The sequence below is a fragment of the Streptomyces djakartensis genome, from assembly GCF_014651075.1.
Lineage (GTDB): Bacteria > Actinomycetota > Actinomycetes > Streptomycetales > Streptomycetaceae > Streptomyces > Streptomyces djakartensis.
The window spans coordinates 126824-152873 of record NZ_BMWE01000016.1 but is presented as its reverse complement, the minus strand read 5'-3'; the positions used below and the strand labels follow the sequence as shown (position 1 = coordinate 152873).

General features: G+C 71.9%; 20 protein-coding genes and 2 pseudogenes. 9 read left to right on the top strand and 13 right to left on the bottom strand.

Annotation, left to right across the window (positions count from 1 at the left end):
* From IE212_RS25890 to IE212_RS25860, 7 genes and pseudogenes are all read right to left on the bottom strand, one after another.
* Positions 1-258: pseudogene (locus tag IE212_RS25890) on the bottom strand (hypothetical protein); the annotation flags it as partial.
* Positions 255-1115, bottom strand: coding sequence for a carbohydrate ABC transporter permease (locus IE212_RS25885; RefSeq protein WP_190200354.1), 861 nt, complete (start codon positions 1113-1115; stop codon positions 255-257). The gene IE212_RS25885 and the pseudogene IE212_RS25890, both read right to left, overlap by 4 nt.
* Positions 1112-2050 carry a carbohydrate ABC transporter permease gene (locus tag IE212_RS25880; protein ID WP_190200353.1) on the bottom strand — a complete coding sequence of 313 codons (939 nt, stop codon included), beginning with the start codon at positions 2048-2050 and terminating at the stop codon, positions 1112-1114. Before IE212_RS25880 ends, IE212_RS25885 begins: the two co-directional genes overlap by 4 nt.
* On the bottom strand, positions 2047-3330 hold the full coding sequence (locus tag IE212_RS25875) for an ABC transporter substrate-binding protein (protein ID WP_190200352.1): 1284 nt from the start codon (positions 3328-3330) through the stop codon (positions 2047-2049). The genes IE212_RS25880 and IE212_RS25875 overlap by 4 nt, the downstream gene beginning before the upstream one ends.
* Before the next feature lie 68 nt (positions 3331-3398).
* A complete protein-coding gene (locus IE212_RS25870; RefSeq protein ID WP_190200351.1) occupies positions 3399-4160 on the bottom strand; it encodes a cupin domain-containing protein in 762 nt (253 codons plus the stop codon).
* Entirely contained in the window at positions 4154-5080 is a 927-nt protein-coding gene (locus tag IE212_RS25865; protein WP_190200350.1) for a DUF6807 domain-containing protein, read from the bottom strand. The genes IE212_RS25870 and IE212_RS25865 overlap by 7 nt, the downstream gene beginning before the upstream one ends.
* Positions 5077-6201 carry a Gfo/Idh/MocA family protein gene (locus IE212_RS25860; protein WP_190200349.1) on the bottom strand — a complete coding sequence of 375 codons (1125 nt, stop codon included), beginning with the start codon at positions 6199-6201 and terminating at the stop codon, positions 5077-5079. The genes IE212_RS25865 and IE212_RS25860 overlap by 4 nt, the downstream gene beginning before the upstream one ends.
* A 309-nt stretch (positions 6202-6510) precedes the next feature.
* On the opposite strand from IE212_RS25860, the gene IE212_RS25855 reads away from it, so the two are divergent.
* A complete protein-coding gene (locus tag IE212_RS25855) occupies positions 6511-8970 on the top strand; it encodes a SpoIIE family protein phosphatase (RefSeq protein WP_190200348.1) in 2460 nt (819 codons plus the stop codon).
* A 126-nt stretch (positions 8971-9096) separates the two neighbouring features.
* On the opposite strand, the gene IE212_RS25850 is transcribed toward IE212_RS25855, so the two are convergent.
* Positions 9097-9831: a response regulator gene (locus IE212_RS25850; RefSeq protein WP_190200347.1), complete on the bottom strand. Its 735-nt coding sequence runs from the start codon at positions 9829-9831 to the stop codon at positions 9097-9099.
* 174 nt (positions 9832-10005) lie between these two features.
* Between IE212_RS25850 and IE212_RS35105 the strand changes: the two are divergent.
* The 4 genes and pseudogenes from IE212_RS35105 to IE212_RS25830 form a co-directional block, all read left to right on the top strand.
* Positions 10006-10519, top strand: a pseudogene (locus IE212_RS35105) (tripartite tricarboxylate transporter permease); the annotation flags it as partial.
* Between the two features lie 67 nt (positions 10520-10586).
* The gene (locus IE212_RS25840) at positions 10587-11684 is read left to right on the top strand and encodes a GDSL-type esterase/lipase family protein (protein ID WP_190200345.1); all 1098 of its coding nucleotides are present in this window, start codon (positions 10587-10589) and stop codon (positions 11682-11684) included.
* 80 nt (positions 11685-11764) lie between these two features.
* Positions 11765-13399 (top strand): cellulase family glycosylhydrolase, encoded by a 1635-nt coding sequence (locus tag IE212_RS25835; RefSeq protein ID WP_190200344.1) that lies wholly within the window; start codon positions 11765-11767, stop codon positions 13397-13399.
* Between the two features lie 199 nt (positions 13400-13598).
* Positions 13599-14732, top strand: coding sequence for an acyltransferase family protein (locus IE212_RS25830; RefSeq protein ID WP_229864586.1), 1134 nt, complete (start codon positions 13599-13601; stop codon positions 14730-14732).
* Positions 14733-14742: 10 nt separating this feature from the next.
* Here IE212_RS25830 and IE212_RS25825 read toward each other — a convergent pair whose 3' ends face one another.
* Positions 14743-16848 (bottom strand): alpha-galactosidase, encoded by a 2106-nt coding sequence (locus IE212_RS25825; protein WP_190200360.1) that lies wholly within the window; start codon positions 16846-16848, stop codon positions 14743-14745.
* A gap of 111 nt (positions 16849-16959) precedes the next feature.
* Here IE212_RS25825 and IE212_RS25820 point away from each other — a divergent pair, with 111 nt between their 5' ends.
* The 3 genes from IE212_RS25820 to IE212_RS25810 all read left to right on the top strand — a co-directional run bounded on the left by IE212_RS25820 (position 16960) and on the right by IE212_RS25810 (position 21211).
* Complete coding sequence (locus tag IE212_RS25820) at positions 16960-18018, top strand: LacI family DNA-binding transcriptional regulator (RefSeq protein WP_229864585.1); 1059 nt, start codon at positions 16960-16962, stop codon at positions 18016-18018.
* A 191-nt stretch (positions 18019-18209) separates the two neighbouring features.
* Positions 18210-20678, top strand: coding sequence for a CBM35 domain-containing protein (locus IE212_RS25815; protein WP_190200342.1), 2469 nt, complete (start codon positions 18210-18212; stop codon positions 20676-20678).
* A 281-nt stretch (positions 20679-20959) separates the two neighbouring features.
* Positions 20960-21211 (top strand): twin-arginine translocase TatA/TatE family subunit, encoded by a 252-nt coding sequence (locus IE212_RS25810; RefSeq protein ID WP_190200341.1) that lies wholly within the window; start codon positions 20960-20962, stop codon positions 21209-21211.
* 12 nt (positions 21212-21223) lie between these two features.
* Here IE212_RS25810 and htpG read toward each other — a convergent pair whose 3' ends face one another.
* The 3 genes from htpG to IE212_RS25795 all read right to left on the bottom strand — a co-directional run bounded on the left by htpG (position 21224) and on the right by IE212_RS25795 (position 24765).
* On the bottom strand, positions 21224-23122 hold the full coding sequence (gene htpG / locus IE212_RS25805) for a molecular chaperone HtpG (RefSeq protein WP_190200340.1): 1899 nt from the start codon (positions 23120-23122) through the stop codon (positions 21224-21226).
* 89 nt (positions 23123-23211) lie between these two features.
* On the bottom strand, positions 23212-23925 hold the full coding sequence (locus tag IE212_RS25800) for a class F sortase (protein WP_190200339.1): 714 nt from the start codon (positions 23923-23925) through the stop codon (positions 23212-23214).
* 117 nt (positions 23926-24042) lie between these two features.
* Positions 24043-24765, bottom strand: a complete 723-nt coding sequence (locus IE212_RS25795) for a hypothetical protein (protein WP_190200338.1) — start codon at positions 24763-24765, stop codon at positions 24043-24045.
* 272 nt (positions 24766-25037) lie between these two features.
* On the opposite strand from IE212_RS25795, the gene IE212_RS25790 reads away from it, so the two are divergent.
* Positions 25038-25538, top strand: coding sequence for a hypothetical protein (locus tag IE212_RS25790; protein ID WP_190200337.1), 501 nt, complete (start codon positions 25038-25040; stop codon positions 25536-25538).
* 46 nt (positions 25539-25584) lie between these two features.
* On the opposite strand, the gene IE212_RS25785 is transcribed toward IE212_RS25790, so the two are convergent.
* Positions 25585-25872 carry a DUF3040 domain-containing protein gene (locus IE212_RS25785; RefSeq protein WP_190200336.1) on the bottom strand — a complete coding sequence of 96 codons (288 nt, stop codon included), beginning with the start codon at positions 25870-25872 and terminating at the stop codon, positions 25585-25587.
* Positions 25873-26050 lie beyond the last annotated feature (178 nt).

Here is a 26050-nt window from a genome sequence, read left to right as displayed (position 1 = left end):
GGACAGCGCGACGGCACCGGCCGCCAGGTCACCGGCCCGCAACCGTCGCCGCAGCACCGCCGCGTACCGGCCCGCGGTGGCCGGCCGCCCCTCCCGCGCGCCGCGCAGCACCGCGCACGCGCTGGACAGGGCGGCCGGGAAGGTCACCAGCGGGAGGCAGGCGAAAGCCGTGGCGAGACCGACGCTCAGCATGTCGGCGAACAGGGTCAGCCGGGGTCCGAAGACCTCCCCGGGCTCGCGGGTCCCTGCCCCGCTCACCCCTTGACTCCCGAACTGGCCATGCCTTCCACCAGGAAGCGCTGGAAGGCGAGGAAGAACAGCACGATCGGCAGCAGCGCGATCACCGACATCGCGAACATCGGGCCGAACGCCGACGTGCTGGAGGCGTCCACGAAGGAGCGCAGCGCCAGGGTCAGCGTGAACTTGTCCTGGTCGAAGAGGTAGATGAGCTGGGTGAAGAAGTCGTTCCAGGTCCAGATGAAGGTGAAGATGGCCGTGGTGATCAGCGCCGGGCGGGTGAGCGGCAGGACCACCCGGAAGAAGCTGCGGAAGGGACCGCAGCCGTCGATGCGGGCCGCCTCCTCCAGCTCACGCGGCAGGCCGCGCATGAACTGCACGATGAGGAAGACGAAGAACGCCTCGGTGGCGAGGAACTTCGGCAGGATCAGCGGCCAGTAGGTGTTCACCAGGCCGAGCTGGTTGAAGATGATGTACTGCGGGATCAGCACCGCGTGGTGCGGCAGCATGATCGTGGCGATCATGAACGCGAACAGCGGCCCGCGCAGCCGGAACCGCAGCCGCGCGAAGGCGTAGGCGGCGAGCGAACAGCTGAGGACGTTGCCGACGACCGCGCCGCCGGCGATCAGCAGGGAATTGCCGAGCAGCCGCCAGACGGAGACGTCGTTGACGCCGTCGAGGGCGGTCCGGTAGTTCGACCACTCCAGGTGGCCGGGCAGCAGGTCGAGGCTCGCGACGACCTCGTCGGCGGGCTTGAGCGAGGTGGCCAGCAGCCACGCCAGCGGGTACAGCATCACCAGCAGCGCGGCCAGGCAGCCGAGGTGCACGGCTATCCGGCCCCGGCCAAGCGGCTTGCGGGAAACGGCGGTCGAGGTCATCGGTCCCCCTCGGAGGCGTAGAAGACCCAGGAGCGCGAGGTGCGGAACAGCACCGCCGTGACCACACCGATCACGGCGAGCAGGACCCAGGCCATGGCGGAGGCGTAGCCCATGTGGGAGGCGACGAAGCCGCGGTCATAGAGGTACATCGTGTAGACGAGGGTCGAGTCGGCCGGCCCGCCCTTGCCCGCGCTGATCGCGAAGGCGGGCGTGAACACCTGGAAGGCCTGGATGGTCTGCAGGACCAGGTTGAAGAACAGCACCGGGGACAGCATCGGGACCGTGACCGACAGGAACTGCCGCCACGTCCCGGCGCCGTCCACCGCCGCCGCCTCGTACAGCTCGGCGGGTATCTGCTGGAGTCCGGCGAGGAAGATGACCATCGGGGCGCCGAACTGCCACGCCGTCAGCAGTGCCACGGCGAGCAGCGCCCAGCCGGGCTTGTTGACCCAGCCGCCGGTGCCGAAGAGGTTGTCCACCGTGCCGCCGTCGTTGAACACGGCCCGCCAGACCAGCGCGACGGACATCGACGCGCCGAGCAGCGAGGGCGCGTAGAAGGCGGAGCGGTAGAAGGCCTTGCCGCGTTTCATGCCCTTGAGGGCCAGCGCGACGACGAGGGCGAGTGCCAGTTGCAGGGGCACGGCGACGACGACGTACGTCAGGGTCGTCACGACCGAGCGCCAGTAGCGGGGGTCCTCGGTGAACATCTGCGTGTAGTTGCGCAGCCCCACCCACTCGGGCGGGCTGAACAGGTCGTAGTCGGTGAACGACAGGTACAGCGACACGGCCATCGGCAGCAGTGTGAGCACGATCGCGCCGAGCACCCAGGGCGACAGGAACACCCAGGCGGCGCCTTCGCGTCGGCGTGCGGTGCGGCTCCGGGGTGAGGCGGCGGGGGCGCGCTTCGCCTCCGGGGGGATCGCGGTGGTGGTCATGACCTCAGCTCCGCCTTCGCCTCGGTGACGTAGTTCTCGGCGGCCTCGCGGGGCGACATGCGCTCGTAGGACACCTGGTCGTAGTCGCGCTGGAAGGTGCTCTGCAGGGCGTTGTCGCCCGATGGCGGGGCCTGGGGTGGGTCCTTGAGCCTGCCGTCCAGGGAGGACTGGAAGTCGGCGATGGTCTTGTCGAAGTCCTTCAGCTGGGGGCCGATCGCGTCGCGGATGGTCTCGTTGACGGGGATACCGCGACTCGCACCGAGGATCTTGGCGGCCCTCCGGTCGTTGATCATGAAGTCGACGAGCTGTGCCGCCTCCTCGGGATGGCCGGTGTCGGCGGAGACGCCGAGGAACATGGACGGCTTGAAGTACTGGCCTGGTGTGCCGTCCTCGCCGGACGGCATGGGGGCGAGCGCGACACCGGTCGGGACGAGGGCGAGGAAACCGCTGGCCGGGGCGTCCCAGTTGGCGTCGGTGACGGACTGCCCACGGCCCAGTGGGGTGTTCTCGACGGAGCCGTCGAGTTGTGTGGTCTGCTCGGCGGGCGAGACGGCGCCCTCGCGGCGCAGCTCGTCGGTGAAGGTCCACCAGCGGGCGAGGTCGTCGGCGGTGAAGCCGAGCCCGCCGTCCTCGGTGTAGAGGGATCTGCCCTGGCCGCGCAGCCAGACCTCGAAGGCGTCCTCACTCTGACCGGGGTCGGTCGCCCCGGGCTTGCCGGTCTTCTCGGCGAGGGCGCGCATGCTGTCGGCCCACTGGCTCCAGGTCCAGCTCCCGTCGGGGAGGGGCACGCCTGACTTCTTCCAGGTCTCGACGTCGTAGGCGACGGTCTCGGTGCCGCGGCCCTGCGGAACGGCGTACTGGACGTCGTCCACGCGGCCGGTGGCGAGCAGCCCCTGGTCGATCTCTGAGGTCCGCAGTACGGCCTTCTGTTGCGCCAGGTCCAGCAGGACGCCGCCGGAGGCGTACTGGTCGATCTGGCGGTAGTCCAGCTGCATCACGTCCGGGGCGTCGCCGCCGGCGGCCTGGGTGGCGAGCTTCTGCTTGTAGGCGTCGTAGCCGGAGAACGACGTCGTGACGTCGATGTCCGGGTGCTGCTTCTCGAACAGTGCGACGGCCTGCTCGGTGCGTTCCGCGCGGTCGGGGTTGCCCCACCATGTGTAGCGCAGTACGACCTTGCCGCCGTCGGCGGACTCCTCTGATCCTCCGCAGCCCGCCAGCACGGCACACAGTGCCAGTGCGGCGGCCGACGCGCAGAACCCCTTTGTCCTGTGTCCGGGCATGCCGAGGTCACTCCTCTCCTGGGAGTATCGGTTGAGCCCCCCTCAGATCCCTCTCGGGCCCCCTGCGGTTACTCCCCCCGGTACGGCAGTGTGGTCCCGGGCAGCGCGTACTCGTCCCGGCGGCCACACATGCCGAAGCCGCCGCGCCGGGTGGGCGTCGCCTCGTACGCCGTGGCCTCGTCGAGGTAGGCGGGCTCGCCGGCGGCCAGGGCGTCGAGCTGGGCGCCGGTGCGTTCGGCGGCGGCCACGGCACCCGCCCGCCACAGGGCGCGCCAGGTGGGCACCTTGTCCCGCACGATCCGCGCGGCGGCGCGCTGGAACTCCCGGTAGGGGCCGTTGTCTGAGTCGGCCAGCGCCTCGCGCAGGATGAGGTAGCCCTCGACGGCGAGGTCTCTGCGGCGCCGGGCGGCCGCGGCCGTGTCCGGGCCGGTGCCGGGCGGGAGGGCCGCGGCGGCCGCGTACTTCTCTGGGTCGGCCAGGACCTCGGGCGGGAAGGTGAAGACCGCGTCCCCGGCCTCCGGCAGACCGCTGTTCTGCATCAGCACGGTGATACGCAGATCGCCGCCCTGCACCATGCGGTGCACGGTCCCGGGGGTGAACCAGGCGATGGAGCCGGGCTCCAGGGGAATGTCCCGGTAGCCGTCGGGGCTGAGCGTCTGGACGGCGCCCCGGCCGCCGGTGACGACGTACGCCTCCGTGCACACCAGGTGCAGGTGCGGGCTGCCGCCGCAGACGCCGTCGGCGGCCTCCCAGTCGTAGGCGCTCAGGTGCGACAGGCCGACGGCGCCGGGCAGCGGGTGCGGCAGGGCGGGCTTCGGGCCGGTCACCACGGCAGGCCCTGAAGGTACGTGCCGACCCGGTCGCGGTCCCAGGCGCCGTCGGCGATCACCAGCCGGTAGCGGTAGGCGAAGGACTCTCCCGGGGGCAGCTCGAACTCCTCGAAGAACGCCCAGGAGAACGCGACCGTCGGGAAGGGTTCGGAGCGGACGAACCAGTGCGATTCGTGGATCGCGGACGTCTCGTCGAGGTTCTCGGGCGCGTGCGCGAAGACGAGCGTGGAGTGGGCGTCGACGTCGTCGTGCTCGGTGCTGAAGGCGAGCCAGGGGCCCTGGGTGCCCATCAGCTTGCCCGCGTCGGCGTCGGTGTCCGGGGCGAAGACGGTGCCGCCGGTGAAGTCGCGCGGGCCGCGCCACTGCAGTCCGGTGTAGCCGGCCATGTCACGGCCCGCGGTGGTCGGGGAGCCGAAGGCGAGCGGCTCGGAACGGACGTTGGTGAGGCGGATCGACCAGTCCAGGGCCCAGGCACCGGCCTGCTCGTCGACCGAGTGGACGGTCAGCCCGCGTACCTCGCGGGCCCATTCCCCGCCGCCGTTCTCGACCCAGGTGAGGTTCTCGGTGAGGGCGAGGCGGCCGTCCTCGACCGTGAGGTCCGGGAAGCCGTCGTGCCGCATCGAGCCGACACGCTCGGGCAGGGGCAGATAACCCCGGCCGTGGACGTAGCAGTTGCCGCCCCAGAAGTTCTGGCCGGACAGATGGCTCGCGGTCATCTGCAGGCCCTTGTGCCAGCGGTGGTCGTTCGGCCGGTAGCCGGTGACGGTGCGGCCGGACAGGGTGCGCACCGGGTGGGCGTACGGCTTGCGGGACTCGAACGGATCCGGGTCCGGACGGTAGACGTAGCGGAGGATCTCCGTGCCGTTCGCCGCCGTGACGGCGATGTCCTCGCCGTGCGTGTGCGTGACGCGGATGCTCATGCGCGCTCCTTGGGGGCCCAGTCGGGGTACTCGCCGTGCATGGCCTCGTAGAAGGGGTCACCGGGGCCGATCTCTCCCGCCCGCACGGAGCGGCCGGTGAACGCCGCCTTGTAGAGGGCGGCGGCGAACTCGAGGGTGGCGCGGGCGTCCTGGCCGCTGCCCGGCGGCCGGGCACCGGTGTCGTAGGCGTCGAGGAGCGCTCCCAGCTGGGCGGTGTGCGAGCTGGGCACGTCGCCGGCCGGGGTGCGCCAGGCGGTGGCACGGTCGGCCGCCACGTGCGGGGCCGGGGTGTAGACCCAGCTGTCGTTGGTGTGGCCGTACAGGTGGGTGAGTTCCACGGTGGCGTCCGAGCAGTCGACGCGGATGCGGCTCACCTCGTCGGGCGACAGCACGCTGTTGACCACGGTGGCGAGCGCGCCGCTGGTGAAGCGGACGAGCGCGGTGGAGACGTCCTCGCTCTCGGTGTCGTGGACGAGCCGGGCGGCCATGGCCCGGATCTCCTCCCACTCTCCGAGCAGGTGCAGCAGCAGATCGTACTGGTGGATGCCGTGGCCCATGGTGGGCCCGCCGCCCTCGGTGGCCCACTTGCCGCGCCACGGCACCGCGTAGTACGCGGCGTCCCGGTGCCAGGTGGTCTGGCAGTGCGCGACCAGCGGGGCGCCCAGCTCACCGCTGGTGATCAGCTCCCGGGCGTGCACGGCGCCGGAGCCGTAGCGGTGCTGGAAGACGACCGAGGCGTAGGCGCCGGAGGCCTCCTCGGCGGCGGCGATCTCGTCGTACTCGGCGAGCGACAGGGTGAGCGGCTTCTCGCACAGCACCCAGGCACCCGCCTTGAGCGCGGCCACCGTCTGGTCCCGGTGCAGGGAGGGCGGCGTCCCGATGAGGACCAGGTCGGGGCACACGGCGTCCAGCATCGCGTCCACCGACGTGTACCCGGCGACCTGTTCGCCGGCCAGCTCACGGAACGCGTCGAGCCGCTCCTGGTCCACGTCGACGGCGGCCACCAGCTCCACCCGGTCGCGATGGGCCCGCAGCGCGGGCAGGTGGCTCCCGCTGACGATGGCTCCGGTACCGACGACGGCCACGCGGCGGCGGGTGGGAGACCCTGGGGTCACGGACATGCGGCGCTCCTCGGACGGCCGGCGGACTCACGCTTGGAAAGCGCTTGCACTCGGAAGGTGACCCTAGGCGCGAGAGAATGTCTGGACAACCCCCCTGCAGTGACCTGCACAGGGTCTGCCCGAGCATCACCCCAGCTCGGGAGAAGTCTGTGATGGTTGCCGACGCCATGGAAACGCCGTTGCCCGCCGCTCCGCCGGGGCCGACCCAGGGCTGTGCGGCGGCCAGGGCCCCGGCCCGCGGGGCGCTGCACCGGGAGCATGCGCATCAGGGCCCGAGCGGGAACATACTTGCGTGTAGAGGTGAGACCCATGGCGCCTGTGCGAGACGAATTCGACGCGCCTCCGCCCGTAGGACCGAGTGACCTCCTCGACGCGTCCGACGACGCGGTCGCGCTGGTGTCGGCGGACGGCACGGTGATCGGCTGGACGCGGGGCGCCGAAGCGCTTCTCGGCTGCGCCAGCGCGCAGGTGGTCGGGCGCCCCGCCGCGAACCTGCTGGCGATGCCCGGGGACCCGGTGCGCGTCGCCCGTATCGCGGAACGGTGCCGCGCGGGAATGGGCTGGAGCGGCCGGGTCGCCGTATGGCGCGACGGCGCCCCCGTGGAGGTCGGCCTGCGTGTGTCCGGGTCCTTTCACGTCGGCGAGGACGAGTGCTTTCTGATCTCGGCACGACAGGAGCGGCAGCAGTGGACCGTGGGCGAGTCCGTCCTCGACGGCTTCCTGACCCGCTCTCCGGTCGGCATGGCGGTGATGGATCTGGATCTGCGCTACGTCTGGCTGAACGACACCCTGGAGCGTTTCGGCGGTGTGCCACGTGAGCAACGGCTGGGGCGCCGGCTGAGCGAGCTGCTGCCGGGACTGCAGGGGGAGACCCTCGAGGGCGTGATGCGCAAGGTCCTCACGACCGGTGTGCCGGTCACCGACTACGAGTACGTGGGATGGAGCTGGGCGGACCCGCACCGTCAGCACGCCTACTCCACCTCGTTCTTCCCGCTGGTGGATGCCGGCGACTCCGTCACCGGGCTGTGCTACATGGTCACGGACGTCACCGAGCGCTGGACCGCCCGCCGGCTGCTGTCGCTGGTCAGCGAGGCCGGGACCGGCATCGGCAGGACGCTGGACGTGATGCGCACGGCGCAGGAACTCGCCGACTTCGCTGTTCCGCGCTTCGCCGACTTCGTCATCGTCGACCTTCTCGAGCCGGTCCTGAGCGGTGAGGGTCAGGGGGCCTGGCTGCCCGACGCCGGACCGGCGCCGACCCGGCCGGTGATGCGCCGGGCCGGAATGAGTTCCGTACGACCGGGCTGCCCGGAGGCCGTCGCACAGATAGGGGACAGGGTCGACTTCGTCCCCCCACCGCACGACGCGAACCTGCTCGTCGATGGCGAACCGATCTTCATACCCGTTCTCGACCCGAGCGATCCCCTGTGGACCACCGAGCAGCCGGCCAGGGCCGCGCGCATGCGCCAGTTCGGCCTGCACTCCCTCATCTCGGTGCCGATGCGGGCGCGCAACACCGTCCTCGGTCTCGCCTCGTTCGCCCGGTCGCTGAACCCCACCTCGTTCCAGCAGGACGACGTGCTGCTGGCCCGGGAGCTGGTGGCACGGGCGGCGCTGTGCGTCGACAACGCCCGCCGTTACACGAGGGAGCACACCGCGGCGGTCACGCTGCAGCGCAGCCTGCTCCCCCACGCCCTGACGGGCGGAACAGCGCTGGAGGTGGCCTCCCACTATCTGCCGGCGGACGCGTCGGACGGGGTCGGCGGCGACTGGTTCGACGTGATCCCGCTGTCCGGCGCCCGGGTGGGCCTGGTCGTCGGTGACGTGGTCGGCCACGGCATCACCGCGGCGGCGACGATGGGCCGGCTGCGCACCGCCGTCCAGACCCTCGCCGACATGGACCTGCCTCCCGACGAGCTGCTGGCTCACCTCGACGACCTGGTGCTCCGGCTGAGCGAGGAACCGGCCACCGACCAGACGGCCGACCAGACCGTCACCGCGTTCCTCGGAGCGACCTGCCTGTACGCCGTCTACGACCCGGTGACGCAGCGGTGCACGCTGGCCCGGGCCGGCCATCCACCGCCGGTCGTCGTCACTCCGGACGGGCAGGTCTCCTTCCCGGAGCTTCCCGCCGGTCCTCCGCTCGGACTGGGCGGCATGGCGTTCGAGGCCGCCGAGATCGAGCTCCCCGAGAACAGCGTCTTCGGCCTCTACACCGACGGCCTCGTCGAGGGGACCGACCGCGACATCGAGCTCGGCATGTCCCGTCTCGGACACCTGCTCTGCTCGCCCGGCTCCGATTTGGAAACGCTGTGCGCGAGCGCGGTGCGCCGGCTCGTCCCCGCCCCGCAGCGCGACGATGTCGCCCTGCTGCTCGCCCGCGCCCACGCCCTGGGCCCCGAGCAGGTCGCCTCCTGGGACGTGCCGCTGGACCCGGCCGCCGTCGGTGACATCCGGGCCGCCGCGACACGTCAGGTGGAGACCTGGGACTGCCGGGAACTGGCCATGACGACGGAGCTCATCGTCAGCGAGCTCGTCACCAACGCGATCCGCCACGCCTCGGGCCCTGTACACCTGCGACTGCTCCGTGACGCCCGCCTGACCTGCGAGGTCGCCGACGGCAGCAGTACGGCTCCGCGCCTGAGGCATGCCCGCAGTACCGACGAAGGCGGCCGCGGGCTCCTCCTCGTCGCCCGGCTCTCCCATCGCTGGGGTGCCCGGTACACGCCCGGGGGGAAGATCATCTGGGCCGAGCAGGAGCTCCCGTGACCGCGACGTCCGCATGCCGGCCAGGCGCCCTCGATCACGTCCGATCCGCTCTTTGCGGCGGCGAGGGGGATGCCCCGCCAGGCGTCGACCGCCCGGCCGGGCGGTCGCCGAGGGCAGTGAGCGGCTTCAGGCGCGTGCCTGGTCGTTCGGGAGCAGCCGGCCGGGCAGGTCACGGAAGCGGTAGCGGCGCTCGGGCCTGCCCGTGACTCCGTAGCGCAGGGACACATCGGCGCGCCCGACGGTCTGGAAGTACTCCAGGTAGCGGCGGGCGCTCACGCGGGAGACGCCGGTCAGGGCGGCGCACTCGGTGGCCGACAAGGTGCCGTCCGCCTCGCGCAGGGCCCGCTCGACCAGCTCGGCGGTCTCCACGCTCATACCCTTGGGCAGGGCGGGGGCGGCCGGGCCCGACCCCGCCGCCCCGGCCAGTACCCGGTCGACGTCGGCCTGGTCGCGCACCACCGTGCCGAGCAGCCGGCCCCGCCGGTCGGCGTACCGCTCCAGCCGGGTGCGCAGCTCCTCGGCGTCGAACGGTTTGAGGAGGTAGTCGACCACCCCGTGCCGGACGGCCCCGCGGACGGTCTCGGCCTCCCGGGCGGCGCTGACCACCATGACGTCGCAGTCGTGTCCGGCGGTGCGCAGCCGCGGGATGACGTCCAGGCCGAAGATGTCCGGCAGGTGGAGATCGAGGAGAACCAGGTCGGGGTGCAGGGCGTCGACCGCGGCGGCGGCCTCTTCGCCGGTGCCGGCGACGCCGACGACGCGGAACGGCTCGACGCGCCCGACGAAGGCACGGTGGACCTTGGCCACCATGAAGTCGTCGTCGACCACGAGGACGTCGATCGTGCCGGGCTCGCTCGTCATCGTGCCGCTCCTTCCGTGCCGGGGCCGCCCATCATGGCGCCCACCTGCGGCGAGGGAAAGACCGGTGCACGGGACTCACCGCGACCGCAAAGACCAAAACCTCCGTCGGTTCCGCAAGCGAGACAGCTCGTCGCGGCGCCCGGTGCGGCATGTGGCCCACATCACCCTCCCCACACGCTGTTCGTCGGCATGGTGCTGCTGCTCGCGCTCACTGCCGCCGGCGCCGGTGCGGGCGAAGCTGCTGCGCGTTCCGCGGTCGCATCTGTACGCCCGGGATCCTGTTCTTCGCGGCGGTCGGCGCGTACGCGGTCGGCGGTGAGGTCATCGATCCGGTGATCCTGCTGATCATCGGGCTGATCGCTTCGGTGTGCGCCGCTACGGCCTGACCGACGCCGCCCGCCGTCATCGGCGTGATCCTCGGCCCGAACGCCGAGCAGCGGCTGCGGCGCGCACGCAGATCAGCGACGGCAGTGTGACGGGACCGGTCAGCACACCGTTCGCGGTGACGGTGTACGCGGTGATCGTGATGCTGCCGGCCTGGCCGCTGCTGACGCGGTGCGGCGCGGGCGCGTGGCGGCCTGACGTTCACAGCCGCCGGGGGTGCGGCTCGTTCGAGCCGCGCCCCCGGCCTGTCTCACGGCTCGACTGCCCTCGGCACCGGCCAGGCCCGGTGCGCCTTCCCTCTTGACGCGTCAATGACAACAGTGGCTTGATGCCTGGGAGCGCTCCCACCACACTCTCAGGTAAGGACGGCCATGCCCAGAACCCGCCACGCGTCTCCACGCTTACGCATCCTCCCCGTACTCGGCCTCCTGGCCACCCTGCTCCTCCCCCTCGGTCTCACGCTGGCACCCGTGGCCACGGCTGCCACCGCGGCGAACCCCGTCCGCGTCATGCCGCTCGGTGACTCGATCACGGGCTCGCCCGGCTGCTGGCGGGCGGTGCTGTGGAACCGGCTCGTGAACGGCGGATACCGGGACATCGACTTCGTCGGCACCCTCCCGGCGCAAGACTGCGGACAAGCGCACGACGGCGACAACGAGGGGCACGGCGGCGAGTTGGCGACCAACGCGGCCGACCGGAACCTGCTGCCGGGCAGGCTCGCCGCGACCCGCCCGGACATCGTTGTCATGCACTTCGGCACGAACGACGTGTGGAGCGGCATCGCCCCCGACCGCATCCTCGCCGCGTACACCAAGCTGGTGACGCAGATGCGGGCGTCCAACCCGGACATGCGGATCCTCGTCGCGCAGCTCATCCCGATGAACCCGGGCGGTTGCGCGGCCTGCGCGCAGCGGATCGTGGACCTCAACGCCCGGATCCCCGGCTGGGCCCGGGCCACCGGCACCGAACGCTCGCCCATCACCGTGGTCGACCAGTGGACGGGCTTCAGCACCGCGACGGACACCTACGACGGGGTGCACCCCGACGCCTCCGGTGACGACAAGATCGCCGCACGCTGGTATCCGGCCCTGACGGCGGCCCTCGACGCGGGAGTCCCGCAGGACCCCGGTGGCCCCGGGGAGCCCGCGGCCTGCACCGCGAGCTTCCGTGCCGTCTCCACCTGGCAGGGCGGGTACCAGGGCGAGGTGACGGTGACGAACACGTCCGGCTCCGCTGCCTCGAGCTGGGCCGCGACCGTCGTACCGGCGAACGGCGCACGCCTCACCCAGGTCTGGAACGGCGCCCTCACCACGGCGGCCGACGGCACGGCCACCGTCACCAACGCGGCGTGGAACGGGGCGCTGGCCCCGGGCGCGAGCGCCTCGTTCGGCTTCGTCGCCACGGCCCCGGGGGCGGCGGGCGCCCCGGCGGCGACCGTCACGTGCACGACGAAGGCCCCGGCGGCCTGACCCCGGCACCGCCCACCGCAAGGACTCGACGCACCCCAGAACGGTCCCACCCCGATCCGACCCCCACTTCTGGAGCCGCCATGAGATCCCGCACCGCCCCCACCCCACGCGCGGCCACCGTGGCCGTCGCCCTGCTCGGCCTCCTGCTCTGCGTCCTCGCCCTCGGCACACCGGCCCACGCCGCCCCCACCGGCTTCCGGATCGAGAACGGCCGGCTGCTGGAGGCCTCCGGCGACGACTTCGTCATGCGCGGCGTCAACCACGCCCACACCTGGTATCCGGACCGGATCAGCTCCCTCGCCCACATCAAGGCGAAGGGCGCCAACACCGTCCGGGTGGTCCTCTCCAGCGGTGACCGCTGGACCCGCAACGACGCCGCCGACGTGGCGAACGTGGTCTCCGAGTGCAAGCGGAACCGGCTGATCTGCGTGCTGGAGGTGCACGACACCACCGGCTACGGCGAGCAGAGCGGAGCCGTCACGCTTTCCCGCGCCGCCGACTACTGGATCAGCGTGCGGAGCGCGCTGACCGGCCAGGAGGACTACGTCATCGTCAACATCGGCAACGAGCCGCACGGGAACCTCGGCTACACGGCGTGGACGGCCGACACCAAGGCGGCCATCCGAAAGCTCCGCGGTGCCGGATTCGACCACACGATCATGGTCGACGCGCCCAACTGGGGCCAGGACTGGGCGTTCACCATGCGGGACAACGCCGCGTCCGTGTTCGCCGCGGACCCGGACGCCAACACGATCTTCTCGATCCACATGTACGGCGTCTTCGACACCGCCGCCGAGATCACCGGCTATCTGAACCGCTTCGTCACCGCGGGGCTCCCCGTCGTCGTGGGCGAGTTCGGCCACGACCACTCGGACGGAAACCCCGACGAGGACACCATCCTGGCCGTCGCCCAGCAGCTCCGCCTGGGCTACCTCGGCTGGTCCTGGAGCGGTAACGGCGGAGGGGTCGAGTACCTGGACATGGTCACGAACTTCGACCCGAACCAGCTCACCTCCTGGGGACAGCGGCTCTTCAACGGCGCGAACGGCATCGCCGCCACGGCCAAGGAGGCCGCGGTCTACTCCGGCGGCGCCGGCGACACCACGCCCCCGACGGCCCCCGGCGCCCCGGCCGCCTCCGGGGTGACCCCCTCCTCCGTCAGCCTGCGGTGGGCCGCGGCGACCGACGCGAGCGGCGTCACCGGCTACGACGTGGTCCGGGTCAGCGGCGCTACCGAGACGGTGGCCACCTCCACGGCCACCACGACCGCCACCGTCAGCGGCCTGTCTCCCGCCACCTCCTACACGTTCGCGGTCTACGCCCGGGACGCCGCCGGCAACCGTTCGCCCCGCTCGGCCACCGTGACGGTCACGACCTCGCCGGGCGGCGCACCGTCGGCCTGCGGCGTCGGCTACCGGGTCACCAGCAGCTGGCCGGGCGGGTTCCAGGGCGAGATCTCCCTCCGGAACACCGGCACGTCGGCGATCGACGGCTGGACGCTGCGCTGGAGTTTCCCCGACGGCCAGCGCGTCACCAGCCTCTGGGGCGGCACGGCCACGCAGACCGGCCCCGAGGTCAGTGTCGCGGCCGCCCCGTACACCGCGACGATCCCCGCGGCGGGTTCGGTCACCCTCGGCTTCACGGCCTCCCGCGCCACGGCGAACTCCAGCCCGACGGCGTTCACGCTGAACGGCGCGCCCTGTTCGGCGAGCTGACCGGCACCGCCACTCCCCCGCCGGCGCGGCGGCATCACCACCCACGGGTGTGATCCGTGCGACACCCGCACAGAGAGCGGTTTACGCCGCCGCACAGTGGTCAGGCGGCGGAGATGTCGCACCGGCACCCCAGCGCCGCCAGCCCGGCAAGACGCGTATCCGCCCGTCGCGCCTCCCCGCACTCCGTGCGGGAGGCGCGATGAGCGAGGACACCCTGCGCATGCGGACCGTGGCGAGCCCGAGCGGTGAGACGGGGGCGAGCGCGTCGCGCGAGACGGCCGCCCCTGCGCAGCCGGCCGGGCAGCGGGACGCGTTCTTCGACAACGCCAAGTACGCGGCGATCGTGCTGGTGGCGATGGGCCACGCCTGGGAGCCGCTGCGGGACGGCAGCCGCGCGGTCAGCGCGCTCTACATGGTCGTGTACGCCTTCCACATGCCGGCGTTCATCGTGATCTCCGGCTACTTCTCGCGCTCGTTCGACGCGAGCCCGGGGCGGATCAGGCGGCTGGTCACCGGGCTCGTGGTGCCGTACGTCGTCTTCGAGACGGCGTACACGCTGTTCACCCGGTGGACCGACCAGGAGCCGGGCCGGCCCGTCAGCCTGCTGGACCCCCTGTATCTGACCTGGTTCCTGGTGGCCCTGTTCGTCTGGCGTCTGACCACGCCCGTCTGGCGGCGGGTGCGGTGGCCACTGCCGGTCGCCCTCGTCCTCGCGATGCTGGCCACGCTCTCCCCGGACATCGGCAACGACCTCGATCTGCAGCGCACCCTGCAGTTCCTGCCGTACTTCGTCCTCGGCCTGTACCTGAAGCCCGAGCACTTCCGGCTGGTGCGCCGCCGTGCGGCCCGGGTTCTGGCCGTGCCGGTCTTCGCCGGTGCGCTCGTCGTGGCCTACTGGGCGGTGCCGCGGATGTCCGGCGCCTGGTTCTACCACCGCGACAGCGCCGAGGAACTCGCGGCGCCCGCCTGGTACGGGCCCGTGATGACGCTGGTCACCTTCGCCTGTTCGCTGGTGCTGGTGGCCTGCTTCCTGGCCTGGGTGCCCGGGCGCCGGGCGTGGTTCACGGCGTTGGGCGCCGGGACCTTGTACGGCTACCTGCTGCACGGCTTCGTCGCACAGGGCTCCAAGTTCTGGGGCTGGTACGAGCCGGCGTGGGTCCACCGGCCGCTCGGGGAGATCGTCGTGACGGTCGTCGCCGCGGTGCTCGTGACCGCGCTGTGCACCGCTCCGGTGCGGCGGCTGTTCCGCTGGGCGATGGAGCCCGAGATGGCGTGGGCGTTCCGCCGGGACGCGCGTGATGAGAAGCGGGAGCAGTACGCCGTACGCGCCTGACGAAGGCCTCCTACCCGTCCTGTGTGAGCCGGATCAGCAGGACGCCGGGCGTGCGCGGCACCGTCACGGTCAGTCCGCCGCCGTCCCACACCGCCTGTCCGGCATCCGCCGAGGACGGGTGGAGCACCTCCGCGCGGACGGTCCCGCCCGCCGGCAGCCGGACGGGGATCCGGAGCCCGGCCGGTCCGCCGCGGCGCCAGACGGAGAGGTACGCGGTGCGGTCACCGGGGATCCGCAGGCCCAGCGCCAGCCACTCGTCGGTCCAGCCGGGCAGGCCGAGCGGCCAGAACGGCAGGGCCCGGGCGAGGTCGCCGCGGATCGACTTGTAGACCGTGACCGCGTCGGTGACGAGGGCCAGCTGGTGGTCCGACATGCGGTTCAGGTGGCCGGAGAGGTGGATACGGCCGAGCAGTGCCCCGCCGAGGGTGGTGGTGATCAGATCATCGTCGGACTCCGGCTGCGGACAGGCCCAGACGGCGCCCTGCTCGGGCGGGACCGCGGTCGGCGCGGCGGCGGCGATGGGCGGGTAGCGCAGCGGGTCCTGCTGGTCGCTGGTGGACTGCAGCTGGGCGACGGCCAGGGTGGCGCCGTCCATGCGCATGCCGCCCGAGGCGCAGTTCTCGACGACCAGCCCGGGGTGGCGGTCCAGGACGGCGGACAGCCAGTCCAGGTAGGCGTGGGCGTGGCCGAGCAGGCCCGCTCCGGGCGCCAGGTCGCCGGGTCCCTGGGTACCGGGGTCGACCAGGATGTTGTAGTCCAGCTTGAGATAGCCCACGCCCCAGTCGCCGACGATCCGGTCCACGGTCCTGTCGAGGTGGGCGCGGGCGGCCGGGTGCCGCAGGTCGAGCTGGTGGCGGCCCTGCTCGGTCAGGCGGACGCCGTCGCGCTGGAAGAACGCCTCGGGCGGCAGCTCGGCCGCGACGGGGCTGCGCACCCCGACCACCTCCGGTTCCAGCCACAGCCCGGGCGTCATCCCGCGCTCCCGGATCCGGTCCAGGACGGCCTGGATGCCGCCTCCGGGGAAGCGCCGCGGCGAGGGCTGCCAGGCGCCGACGCTGTCCCACCAGCCGCGGGTGCCGTCGTCGTACCAGCCCGAGTCGACGCAGAAGTACTCCGCGCCGGCGTCGGCCGCGGCGTCGATCAGCGGCAGCAGTCTGGCCGTGGTCGGGTCGCCCATGAGGGTGTTCATGTAGTCGTTGAAGACGACGGGCAGGGCGGTGTGGTCCGGGTGCGGGCGGCGGATCGCCCGGCGGTAGGAGGTCAGGGCCCCCATCGCCTCGTCGAGGCCGGTGCCGAGGGCCAGGGCACCGGGCACGGTGGTGAACTCCTCGCCCGGTTCGAGGCGGATCCGCCACTGGTGTGCGGCGTCGGTGGGGCCGTTCAGCGCCAGGTAGCTGCCGTGGGCGCGTTCGCCGAGGTCCCACCGCCAGCCGGCCGGGGACTCGACCTGCCAGACCCAGGCCCGGCCGCCGTCCCGCTCGGTCAGCGCGCCCATGGCGAGATGGCCGTCCGTGGGCCAGCTGCCGCGCCCGGTGAGGACGAGGGCGGCACGGCTGTCGTGCTCGTGGACGTCGACGTGGATGTCGGCGACGGCGGCACGCAGCGGCTCGGCGTACCAACGGCATTCGGCGAGCCAGTCGTTGCGGGCCCGGTGGACGTCGAGGGTGTCCGGGGCGGGCAGTCCGCCGAGCAGCAGGCTGCTGACGGACTGGACGACCAGGGGTTCGCGCCCCTCGTTGCGGAGCCGGACGCGGGAACGCAGGACGGGCAGTCCGGTGGGTGAGGTGAGCTCGGCGAACGCCGTCAGCCCGGTGCCCGGGTCGTGGAGTTCGACGGTGAGCCGGTCCCAGCCGTCGCGTCGGTCGGCGTGGTGGGTCCGGTGGGCGAGCCGGGCGCCGAGGGCCGTGCCGGTGAAGCGGGGGCCGGACCAGCCGCTGCCGTGACCGAGCGCGGTGAGCTCCACGAGCGGGAGAGCCGCCTGGCCGGCGTCCGGGCGCAGGTCCTCGGGATGAGCCAGCCGGACCAGCCGCAGGGTCCCGTCGGCGGCGACGGCGAACCGTGCCCGCAGGGCCTCATGGCCCCAACTGAACTCGTGCTGCCGCTGGTTGGAGGCCATGTACGCCGCATCCGCCGTGCCGGTCAAGGTGCTCCCTTCCTGGCTCCGCCCCTCTCACGGGGTACGGAGGTCCGCGCGCGTCCCCCGTCGCGTTCTCTTGACGGCTCAAGTGTGACCGGTCACAATCCTGGCATGAATGTGACCGGTCACACAAGGCGCCCGGCGAGCATCAGGGACGTGGCCACCGCAGCGGGCGTCTCGTACCAGACGGTCTCGCGGGTGATCAACGGCCATCCCAGCGTCCGGCCGTCCACCCGGGAGCAGGTGCTCGCCGCCATCGACGAGCTGGGCTTCCGGCGCAACGCGACCGCCCTCGCCCTGGCCAGTGGACGCCGCCGGGCCGTGACCGTGCTCACCTCGAACACCACCCACCACGGCTACGCCTCGATCCTGCAGGGCGTCGAGGAGGCCGCCCGCACCGCGTCGTACGCGGTCGGGATCGGGGTCCTGGAATCCGCCGAGGACACGGCCGTGGCGGCCGGGGTGCAGCGCGCGGCGGACGCGGGCGGCGGCATCATCGTGATCGCCTACGACCCGGCCGGTGTCCGGGCGCTGGCGGCGGTGCCCGCCGGGCTGCCCGTCGTGGGCGTGGTCGAGACACCGGCGAGTCCGCCCGGCGGCGACCGCCCGTGGGTCTGGGCCGACGACCGCGAGGCCGCCTATCAGGCCACCCGCCATCTGCTCGATCTCGGACACGAGACCGTGCACTACGTCGCCATCCCGTCGGGCACCCGCCGTACCAGCGCTCGCACCAGTGGCTGGCGGCAGGCGCTGCGGGAGGCCGGCGCCCCGGAACCCCGGCCGGTGCAGAGCAGCTGGGGACCGGCCGGCGGACATGCGGCGGGGCGGAAGCTGGCGGAGGACAGGTCGGTCACCGCGATCCTGTGCGGCAACGACGACCTGGCGCTCGGCGTGCTGCGCGCCCTGCACGAGACGGGCCGAGCGGTACCGGGCGAGGTCAGCGTGGCCGGTTTCGACGACGCCCCGCACTCCGCTTTCCTCACGCCGTCCCTGACGACCGTACGCCTGGACTTCGCCGGCCTCGGTCGGGCCGCGTTCGCCCTGCTGCACGGCGTGCTGGAGGAGTCCGCGCCGGTCGCCCCGCATCCCGTGTCGGTACCGGAACTGGTGGTGCGGGAGAGCTCCGGGCCGCCGCCCCCGGATGCCTGAACCACCGGTACCGGCGCAGCGCTGCGGCTGCGTCACCGCCGCCGTGTTCCTCGCCGGCCGGCGAAGGACCGTGTCCGCAATCACCAGTGGAGCCGTCAAGTGACTGGAGGTCCAGCAGCGTGATCACCCCCGTCCGCGCCAGATCCCGAACCGGAACCGCCCTGACATCCGCACTCCTTGGAGCAGCCGCCATGGCAGGCACTCTCCCCGCAGCCGGGCACGCGGCGGCCGAGGCCGGCCCGCAACGCCTCACCGTCGATCTCAGCGCCTCACAGGGCCCGGTGATGCTGGGCGCCAACGGCTCGCTGTACGGGCTCAGCGACGACGGCGTGCCCAGCGACGCCGCGATGGAACCCCTGAAGATCACCAGCGTCTCGCAGAAACCGGAGGGCGGCGCCCAGCACCCCAACGGCGACGCGCTCACGGTCTCCAGGTCGTTCTTCCGCAACGGCGGCGGCGAGATCAACGTGATGATGCAGGACATCTACGCCAAGTGGCCGTACGAGGACCTCGGCATCGACGACTATCTGCCCAAGGTGGACAAGATCGTCAAGGAGGTCTCGGCCGTCCCGGACAGCGACCGCTTCGTCTACATCCCGTTCAACGAGCCCGACCAGATCTGGTACAAGCTCGACGTCGCCGACCAGGCACAGTACGAGAAGAACCGCGACCGGTTCTTCGGGGACTGGAAGACGGTGTACCGGCGGATCCGTGCGATCGACCCGGACGCGCGCATCGCCGGCCCCAACGAAGCCGCCTACCACACGCGCCTGCTGAAGGACTTCCTGGCCTTCGCCAAGCGGGAGGACGTGCTGCCCCAGGTGATGACCTGGCACGAGCTCGGCTCGGGATCCCTGCGCGACTTCCAGGCGCACTACGACGACTACCGCGAGCTGGAGCGCGAGGCGGGCATCGCCCCACTGAAGATCAACATCGACGAGTACGCCAACCGCCGCGACCTGTCCGTGCCCGGACAGCTGGTGCAGTGGGTGTCCATGTTCGAGCGCAACAAGGTGTACGCCAACATGGCGTACTGGGACGCGGCCGGGAACCTCAGCGGCCAGGTGGTGCGGTCCAACATCCCGAACGGCGGCTGGTGGCTGTTCCGCTGGTACGCGGGCATGACCGGGGACACCGTGAAGGTGACTCCGCCTCAGCCCAGCACCGTCGACACTCTCCAGGGACTCGCCTCCCTGGACACCTCCCGCCGCCAGGCGCAGGTGCTGCTCGGCGGATCCGACGGTGACTGCGACGTGGTCGTGCGGGGCGTCCGCCGGTCCGTGTTCGGCCGTACGGTCACCGCCACCGTCGCCGAGGCCGCCTGGTCCGGATACGAGGGACAGCACGCGGCGCCCCGGGTCCTCGCGCGCACCAAGGCGAAGGTCGCGGACGACGGTTCGGTGACCGTCCCGCTGCGCGGCCTGCACAGGATGTCGGCGTACCGGATCGTCCTCACCCCCGGCGGCTCAGGAAGCCCGGCCACGGCCTCGGTCCCCTGGTCGGCGTCGTACGAGGCCGAGGACGCGGCCATCACCGACGGCAAGGTCTACACCCAGGGCACGGTCCAGAACGCCAACGGCTACGCGGCCTCCGGCACCAAGGACGTCGGCTCCCTCAACCAGCCCGGCAGCGAGGTCGCCTTCTCGGTGACGGTGCCGGAGGACGGCACCTACGACCTGGCGATCCTGTACGGCAACCAGTCCGGCGGCCCCGCCACACAGAAACTGTCGGTCGACGGCGGCGACCCGGTGACCGTCACCTACCCCTCCACCGAGAACTGGACCTACCGCGCCAAGAACGACGTCACCGTCCGGTTGAAGGCGGGCCCGCACCAGCTGACCCTGTCCAAGGGCGACGCCGAGGTCACCCTCGACCGGATCGACCTGACCGCGCGCGCGGGCGCGCCCTCCGCGTCGTACGAGGCCACGCTGGCGGACATCAGCGGCGATCCGTCGTACGACTACTCCTCGTCCGCCGGTGTGGGCACGGGCGCCCTGGTCCTGCGCTCCGGCGACAAGGCGGTGTTCGACGTCTACGCGCCGCGCGACGGCTACTACACGGTGGTGCCGCGCGGTTCCGCGGCGGTGCAGCTCACGCTGTACGGGGAGACGGTCACGGCGGCGCCCGGCCGCCCGCTGCGGCTCTACCTGGCAGCGGGCAACAACCGGATCGCGATGACGTCGGGCCATGCCGCCGTCCGCTCCCTCGACGTCTCCGGCGACGGTTCGGCCGCCGGCGCCCTCTCCTACGAGGGCGCCTCCGCCGAGCTCGCGGGCGGGGCCGAACTCGTCGACTCCCCGCACGCCTCGTCCGGTTCGTACATCGGCCGGCTCGGCAACAGCCCCGCCAGCACCGCCCGGTTCACGGTGGAAGCGCCCCGGGCCGGCCGCTACCTCCTGGTCGTCCACTACGCCCACAACGACCGCCGGGACAACGGCCACGCCTACAACACGGACATCATGTCCCGTACGGCGGAGATCACGGTCGGGTCCGGCGCGCCGGTGAAGGTCACCTTCAAGAACACCTGGAGCCGGGACGACTACTGGACCGTCGCGGTCCCGGTCGACCTGCGCAAGGGCGCCAACCAGGTGAGGTTCGGCAACGCGAGCGCCTGGGCGCCGGACATCGACCGGATCGAGCTGGGCCGCGTCGTGGGCTGAGCCGCTCCCGTCCGGCCCGGTGCCGCAGTCCACCACGGAGGCGGTCCGCCATCCGGGTCCGGAGCCCACGCGTCACGAAGGAGCGTCCCGCGGGAGTTTCCCTGTCCAAGAGCGGCAACGTCTCGCTCAGCGAGGAGGCACCGGGCGCCGCCGCCGTCCTGGTCGGCTCGGCTGGGACGTGCGCGGCACCTGGGCCCGCGATCCGGGACGGCTGCCACGCCCTGCTCCGCGCCCGATACGCTCACGCCGTGCCCGGCCCGGGCGAGAAAGGACAGGACACCATGTTCGGACTGAGCGAGCTCGCGATTCTCCTCATCGTCGTCATAGCCGTCATCGGGATCAAGAAGTTCCCCGAACTGGCCCGCTCGGCCGGAAAGTCGGCCCGCATCCTCAAGGCCGAGGCGCGCGCCGCGAAGGAGGAACAGGACGGGACGGGCCCCGCGCCGCGGGTGGTCCGGGGCGAGGTCGTCCCGCCGGGCACCGGCACGACTCCGCCCGGCGCGCGCGGCGCGGACACCCCGGACCACCCCTGATCCGTCCGCGGCCTACAGCGTGCGCTCCAGGCGGTCGGCCACGAGCTTGACGAAACGCGCCGGGTCCTTGGGCCGGCCGCCCTCGGCGAGCACCGCCAGCGTGTGGAGCAGCTCTGCGGACTCGACGAGACCCGAGTGGTCCTCACGCTCCTTGTACGCCTGGTTCAGGCCCTTGACGAACAGGTGGTCGGGGTTGAGCTCGAGGATCCGCTTGGTGCGAGGCACCTCCTGGCCCATCGCCCGGTACATGTTCTCCAGGGCCGGGGTGAGGTCGTGGGAGTCCGAGACCACGCAGGCCGGGGAGACGGTGAGCCGGGCCGAGAGGCGCACCTCCTTGATGTCCTCGTCCAGCTGCTCCTGCATCCAGCCGAGCAGCCCGGCGTACTCCTCGGCCTGCTTCTCCCGCTCCCCGTCGGCCTTCTCGTCGCTCTTGCCGTCGAGGTCGATCTCGCCCTTGGCGACGGACCGCAGCTTCTTGCCCTCGTACTCCCCCACGGCGTCGACCCACACCTCGTCGACGGCGTCGGTGAGCAGCAGGACCTCGACGCCCTTGTCCCGGAACACCTCCATGTGCGGGGAGTTCTCGATGCTCTCCCGGGACTCGCCGGTGATGTAGTAGATGTCGTCCTGGCCGTCCTTCATCCGCTCCACGTACTGCGCGAGCGTGGTCGGCTCCGCGGCGTGCGTCGTCGCGAACGAGGAGACGGCGAGGATGGCGTCCCGGTTCTCGGAGTCGGTGACCAGGCCCTCCTTCAGGGCGGTGCCGAACTCCCGCCAGAAGGTGGCGTAGCGGTCGGCGTCCTTGGCCTTGATCTCCTTGATCGTCGACAGGACCTTCTTGGTCAGCCGGCGCTGCATCATCCGGATGTGCCGGTCCTGCTGGAGGATCTCCCGGGAGACGTTGAGCGAGAGGTCCTGCGCGTCGACGACGCCCTTGACGAAGCGGAGGTAGGGCGGCAGCAGCGCCTCGCAGTCGTCCATGATGAAGACGCGCTTCACATACAGCTGGACACCACGCTGGAAGTCCCGCGTGAACAGGTCGTGCGGCGCGTGCGCGGGCACGAAGAGCAGGGCCTGGTACTCGAAGGTCCCCTCGGCCTGGAGCCGGATCGTCTCCAGCGGCTCGCGCCAGTCGTGGCTGATGTGCTTGTACAGCTCGTGGTACTCGTCGTCGGACACCTCGTCGCGCGAGCGCGCCCACAGCGCCTTCATCGAGTTGAGCGTCTCGGGCTCGGGCGCGGCGTCCCCCTCACCCGCCGTCTCCGGGACCATCCGGATCGGCCAGGTGATGAAGTCCGAGTACCGCTTGACGATCTCCCTGATCTTCCACGGGGAGGTGTAGTCGTGGAGCTGGTTCTCGGGGTCGGCGGGCTTGAGGTGGAGCGTGACCGAGGTGCCCTGCGGCGCGTCGTCGGCCCTCTCCAGCGTGTACGTGGACTCACCGCGCGAGGTCCACCGGGTGCCCTGGCTCTCGCCGGCGCGGCGGGTCACCAGCGTCACCTCGTCCGCCACCATGAACCCGGAGTAGAAACCGACGCCGAACTGGCCGATGAGACCCTCGGCGTCACCGCCCTCCTGGGCCTCCCGCAGCTCCTTCAGGAAGGTGGCCGTGCCCGAGTTGGCGATGGTGCCGATGAGCCGGCCGACCTCCTCGTACGACATCCCGATGCCGTTGTCCCGCACCGTGAGGGTGCGGGCGTCCTTGTCGACGTCGATCCTGATGTGCAGGTCCGACACGTCGGCGTCGAGCGAGTCGTCCCGCAGCTTCTCCAGGCGCAGCTTGTCGAGCGCGTCGGAGGCGTTGGAGACGAGCTCGCGCAGAAAGACATCCTTGTTCGAGTAGACCGAGTGGATCATCAGCTGGAGCAGCTGACGTGCCTCTACCTGGAACTCAAACGTCTCTGTCGTCATGGTTCGCGAATACCTCACAGGTCCCACGGTCGCCTGAACTGGTGTTGTCACTCACTGTAAGACACCGATGCGGACCGGGGGCCCGGATGTCAGACGAGGTGGGCGAAGACCACCAGGTTCTCCGTGTAGTCGCGGGCCTTGCGGTCGTAGGCACCCGCGCACGTGATGAGCCGGACCTGGGCGTCGGGGGCGTCACCGTAGACGCGTTCGCTGGGGAAGCGGTCCTTGTCGAAGGATTCCGTGTCGTCCACCACGAAGGCCGCCTTCCTGCCGTCGGCCCGCACCACGTGGAACCGGTCGCCCTTCTCCAGCTCGCCGAGCCGCGCGAAGACGGCCGGGGACGTCGCGGTGTCCACGTGCCCGGCGATGATCGCGGTACCGGTCTCACCGGGCGAGACGCCCTTGGCGTACCAGCCGACCAGGTTGGTGTTGTCGGGCGGCGGAGGCTCGAGCTGTCCCGAACGACCGATGGCGAGGCCGGTGAAGGGGGCGTCCACCGAGATCTCGGGGATGAGCAGCCGGACCGGCCGGGACCGCGGCAGATGCGGGCGCGCCTCGGAGGCACCGGAGCGGTGCGGCCCGGCCGGCGCGTCGGATCCCCTGGACGCGGCCGGGGTGGTGCTGGAGACGGCCGGTGGGGTGTGGGGCGGGGAGCCGTCGTCGGACGGTTCGTCCCACCCGGCGACCAGGTGCACGGTCAGGACCAGGGCGGCCACGGACCAGAGGACCGTCACGAGGGTGCGGAATCGCCGCCTCGACGGCGCGGGGCCGGACTCGCCGGGGGAAAGAGGGCTGGCTGCCATCGAAAGACCACCTCACTCGGGCACGGCAGCGGACGGGGCACGCGGGAGGACGAGCCGGGCCGCCGCGACGCGAGGGACACGTGCGGCGGCCGCTGCGGCTGTGGGATCAGGCATCGGTCATGCCGCGCCCTGCGCTGCCTTCTGGCGCCTCAGGGCGTAGAGACCGGTACCGGCCACCGCCAGCACCGCGAGACCGCCGGCCGTGACGCCGGGCACCGAGGCCAGTGCGCCGCCACCGGCGTGCACCCCGCCGTGCGGCTTGTCGTGCTCGCCCTTCCAGCCCTTCTCGTGGTCGTCTTCCTTGCCGTACTCGTCCTTGCCGTAGTCGTCCTTGCCGTACTCGTCCTTGCCGTACTCGTCCTTGCCGTACTCGTCCTTGCCGTGGTCGTCCTTGCCGTACTCGTCCTTCTTGTCCCCCCACGAGTCCTTGGTGTGCGCGTCCTTGTAGGTGCTCTCGTCCCAGTCGTCGCTCGACGCCACGGACAGCGCTCCACCACCCGTGTGCACCCCGCCGTGCGGCTTCTCGTACTCCTTGCCCTTCTCGTGCTCCTTGCCCTTCTCGTGCTCCTTGCCCTTCTCGTGCTCCTTGCCCTCCTCGTGCTCCTTGCCCTGCTCCTTGGTCTCGTCCCAGTCGTCGCTCGACGCCACGGACAGCGCTCCGCCACCCGTGTGTACCCCGCCGTGCGGCGCGTGGTCTTCGCCGTCCTTGTCGTGCTCCTTGCTGTAAGAAGACTTGTCGTGGTCCCAGTCACCCATCGCCTGGGCGTAGGCGGCGGGTCCGGCGATCGCGAGGGCGGCCGTGGCCGTCGCCGTCGCGAGCAGCATGCGGGCAGAGCGCATCGGTGTGTCCTTCCGTCACGGGCCGAGCAGCTGACCCCACGCCAGCTCACGAGCCCGGCCTCGACGTCAACCACCGTCAGTCATGCGGGGGCACCTCACCACCCGGAGCGTTCACACGGGTTAAGGCAGCACCCTGACGGCGGCACCCTGCCGCCCTCCGCCCACGGGGTCCGCCGGAAAGATGGCAACCTCTCACCCGCCGCGGCCGTCTCCCACAGCGACGACACGGGGAGGCACGGACCGCTCTCCCCTGACATCCGCGGGAGGCGTTCATGGCCATGGTCGGCCTGTTCTGGATCAGCGAGGAATCCGTGTACGTGGGGGCCGAACCCGCGGGAGCGGCCTCCGGAGTGCGACTGTCCAGGGACGGGGTCGCGGCGCCCGGGATCGGCGAGGGCAGGTTCTGGACGTGGGACGAGGTGGTCCGGATCGAGACGCACGACGTGGCCGTGCGGTCCGGGGCGCGACGGCTGGCGGCCATGGCGTTCGACGCGGCGTTGGTCGCGGTCACGGGAGACGGCGTGTTGCCGCCCGCGTTCTGCGTGGACGTGGTGACGGCCGAGGAGACCGTACGGGCGGACGTGTTCGCCGCCGTCGCCGGCGGGATCTACCTGTCCTCGGAGTACGAGCTCTCCACGACCCTCCTCCAGCGGCTCGCCGACGGAACCGCCGACATCGCTGACCTCCTCGCCTGGGGCCGCGACCACGCGGCCGAGGGCACTCCGCCGCGCGAGGAGCGCGAGGCGCTGCTGCGGAAATGGGCCGGGGCGTAGCGCCGGTGCGGTGACGGCCGGCGCGAGGGCGGTGGCCTGTCACAGGTCAGCGCCGACTCGGCCCCAGGCCACCCAGGCGGGACGGGTCCGGATCGGCCAGTTGGGCCGCCGTGCCGACCAGGACCAGTCCGGCCGCGATGAGGAGTCCCTGGGCCAGGGCGATGCCCGAGCCCAGTACCGCCAGGCCGAGTGCCAGCCCCCACCACGCGCCGGTACGCCGGTACTGCCGGGGCCGGGCCGGGCGGCCGGATCTCCTGGCCCGGGCGAACCCGGGGTCCTCCCGCTCGAGTCGTGCTTCGAGGTCGACGAGACGTGCGTCTTCGGACTGGGGCACGGCTTCTCCCTTCCGGAACCCGACGGCGCTCCGAGGCAGGGCACGGCCGAGGCCACGGCAGGTCCTGGGGCGCCGGGCCACGCGACGGCGCGGAGGCGGACAGCGCGGCGCGGCCGGTCTCACCGGGGCTTCGGCGTCTCCCCCCTCCAGCGGCCTTCGCCATCGGGCTCGAACCTCA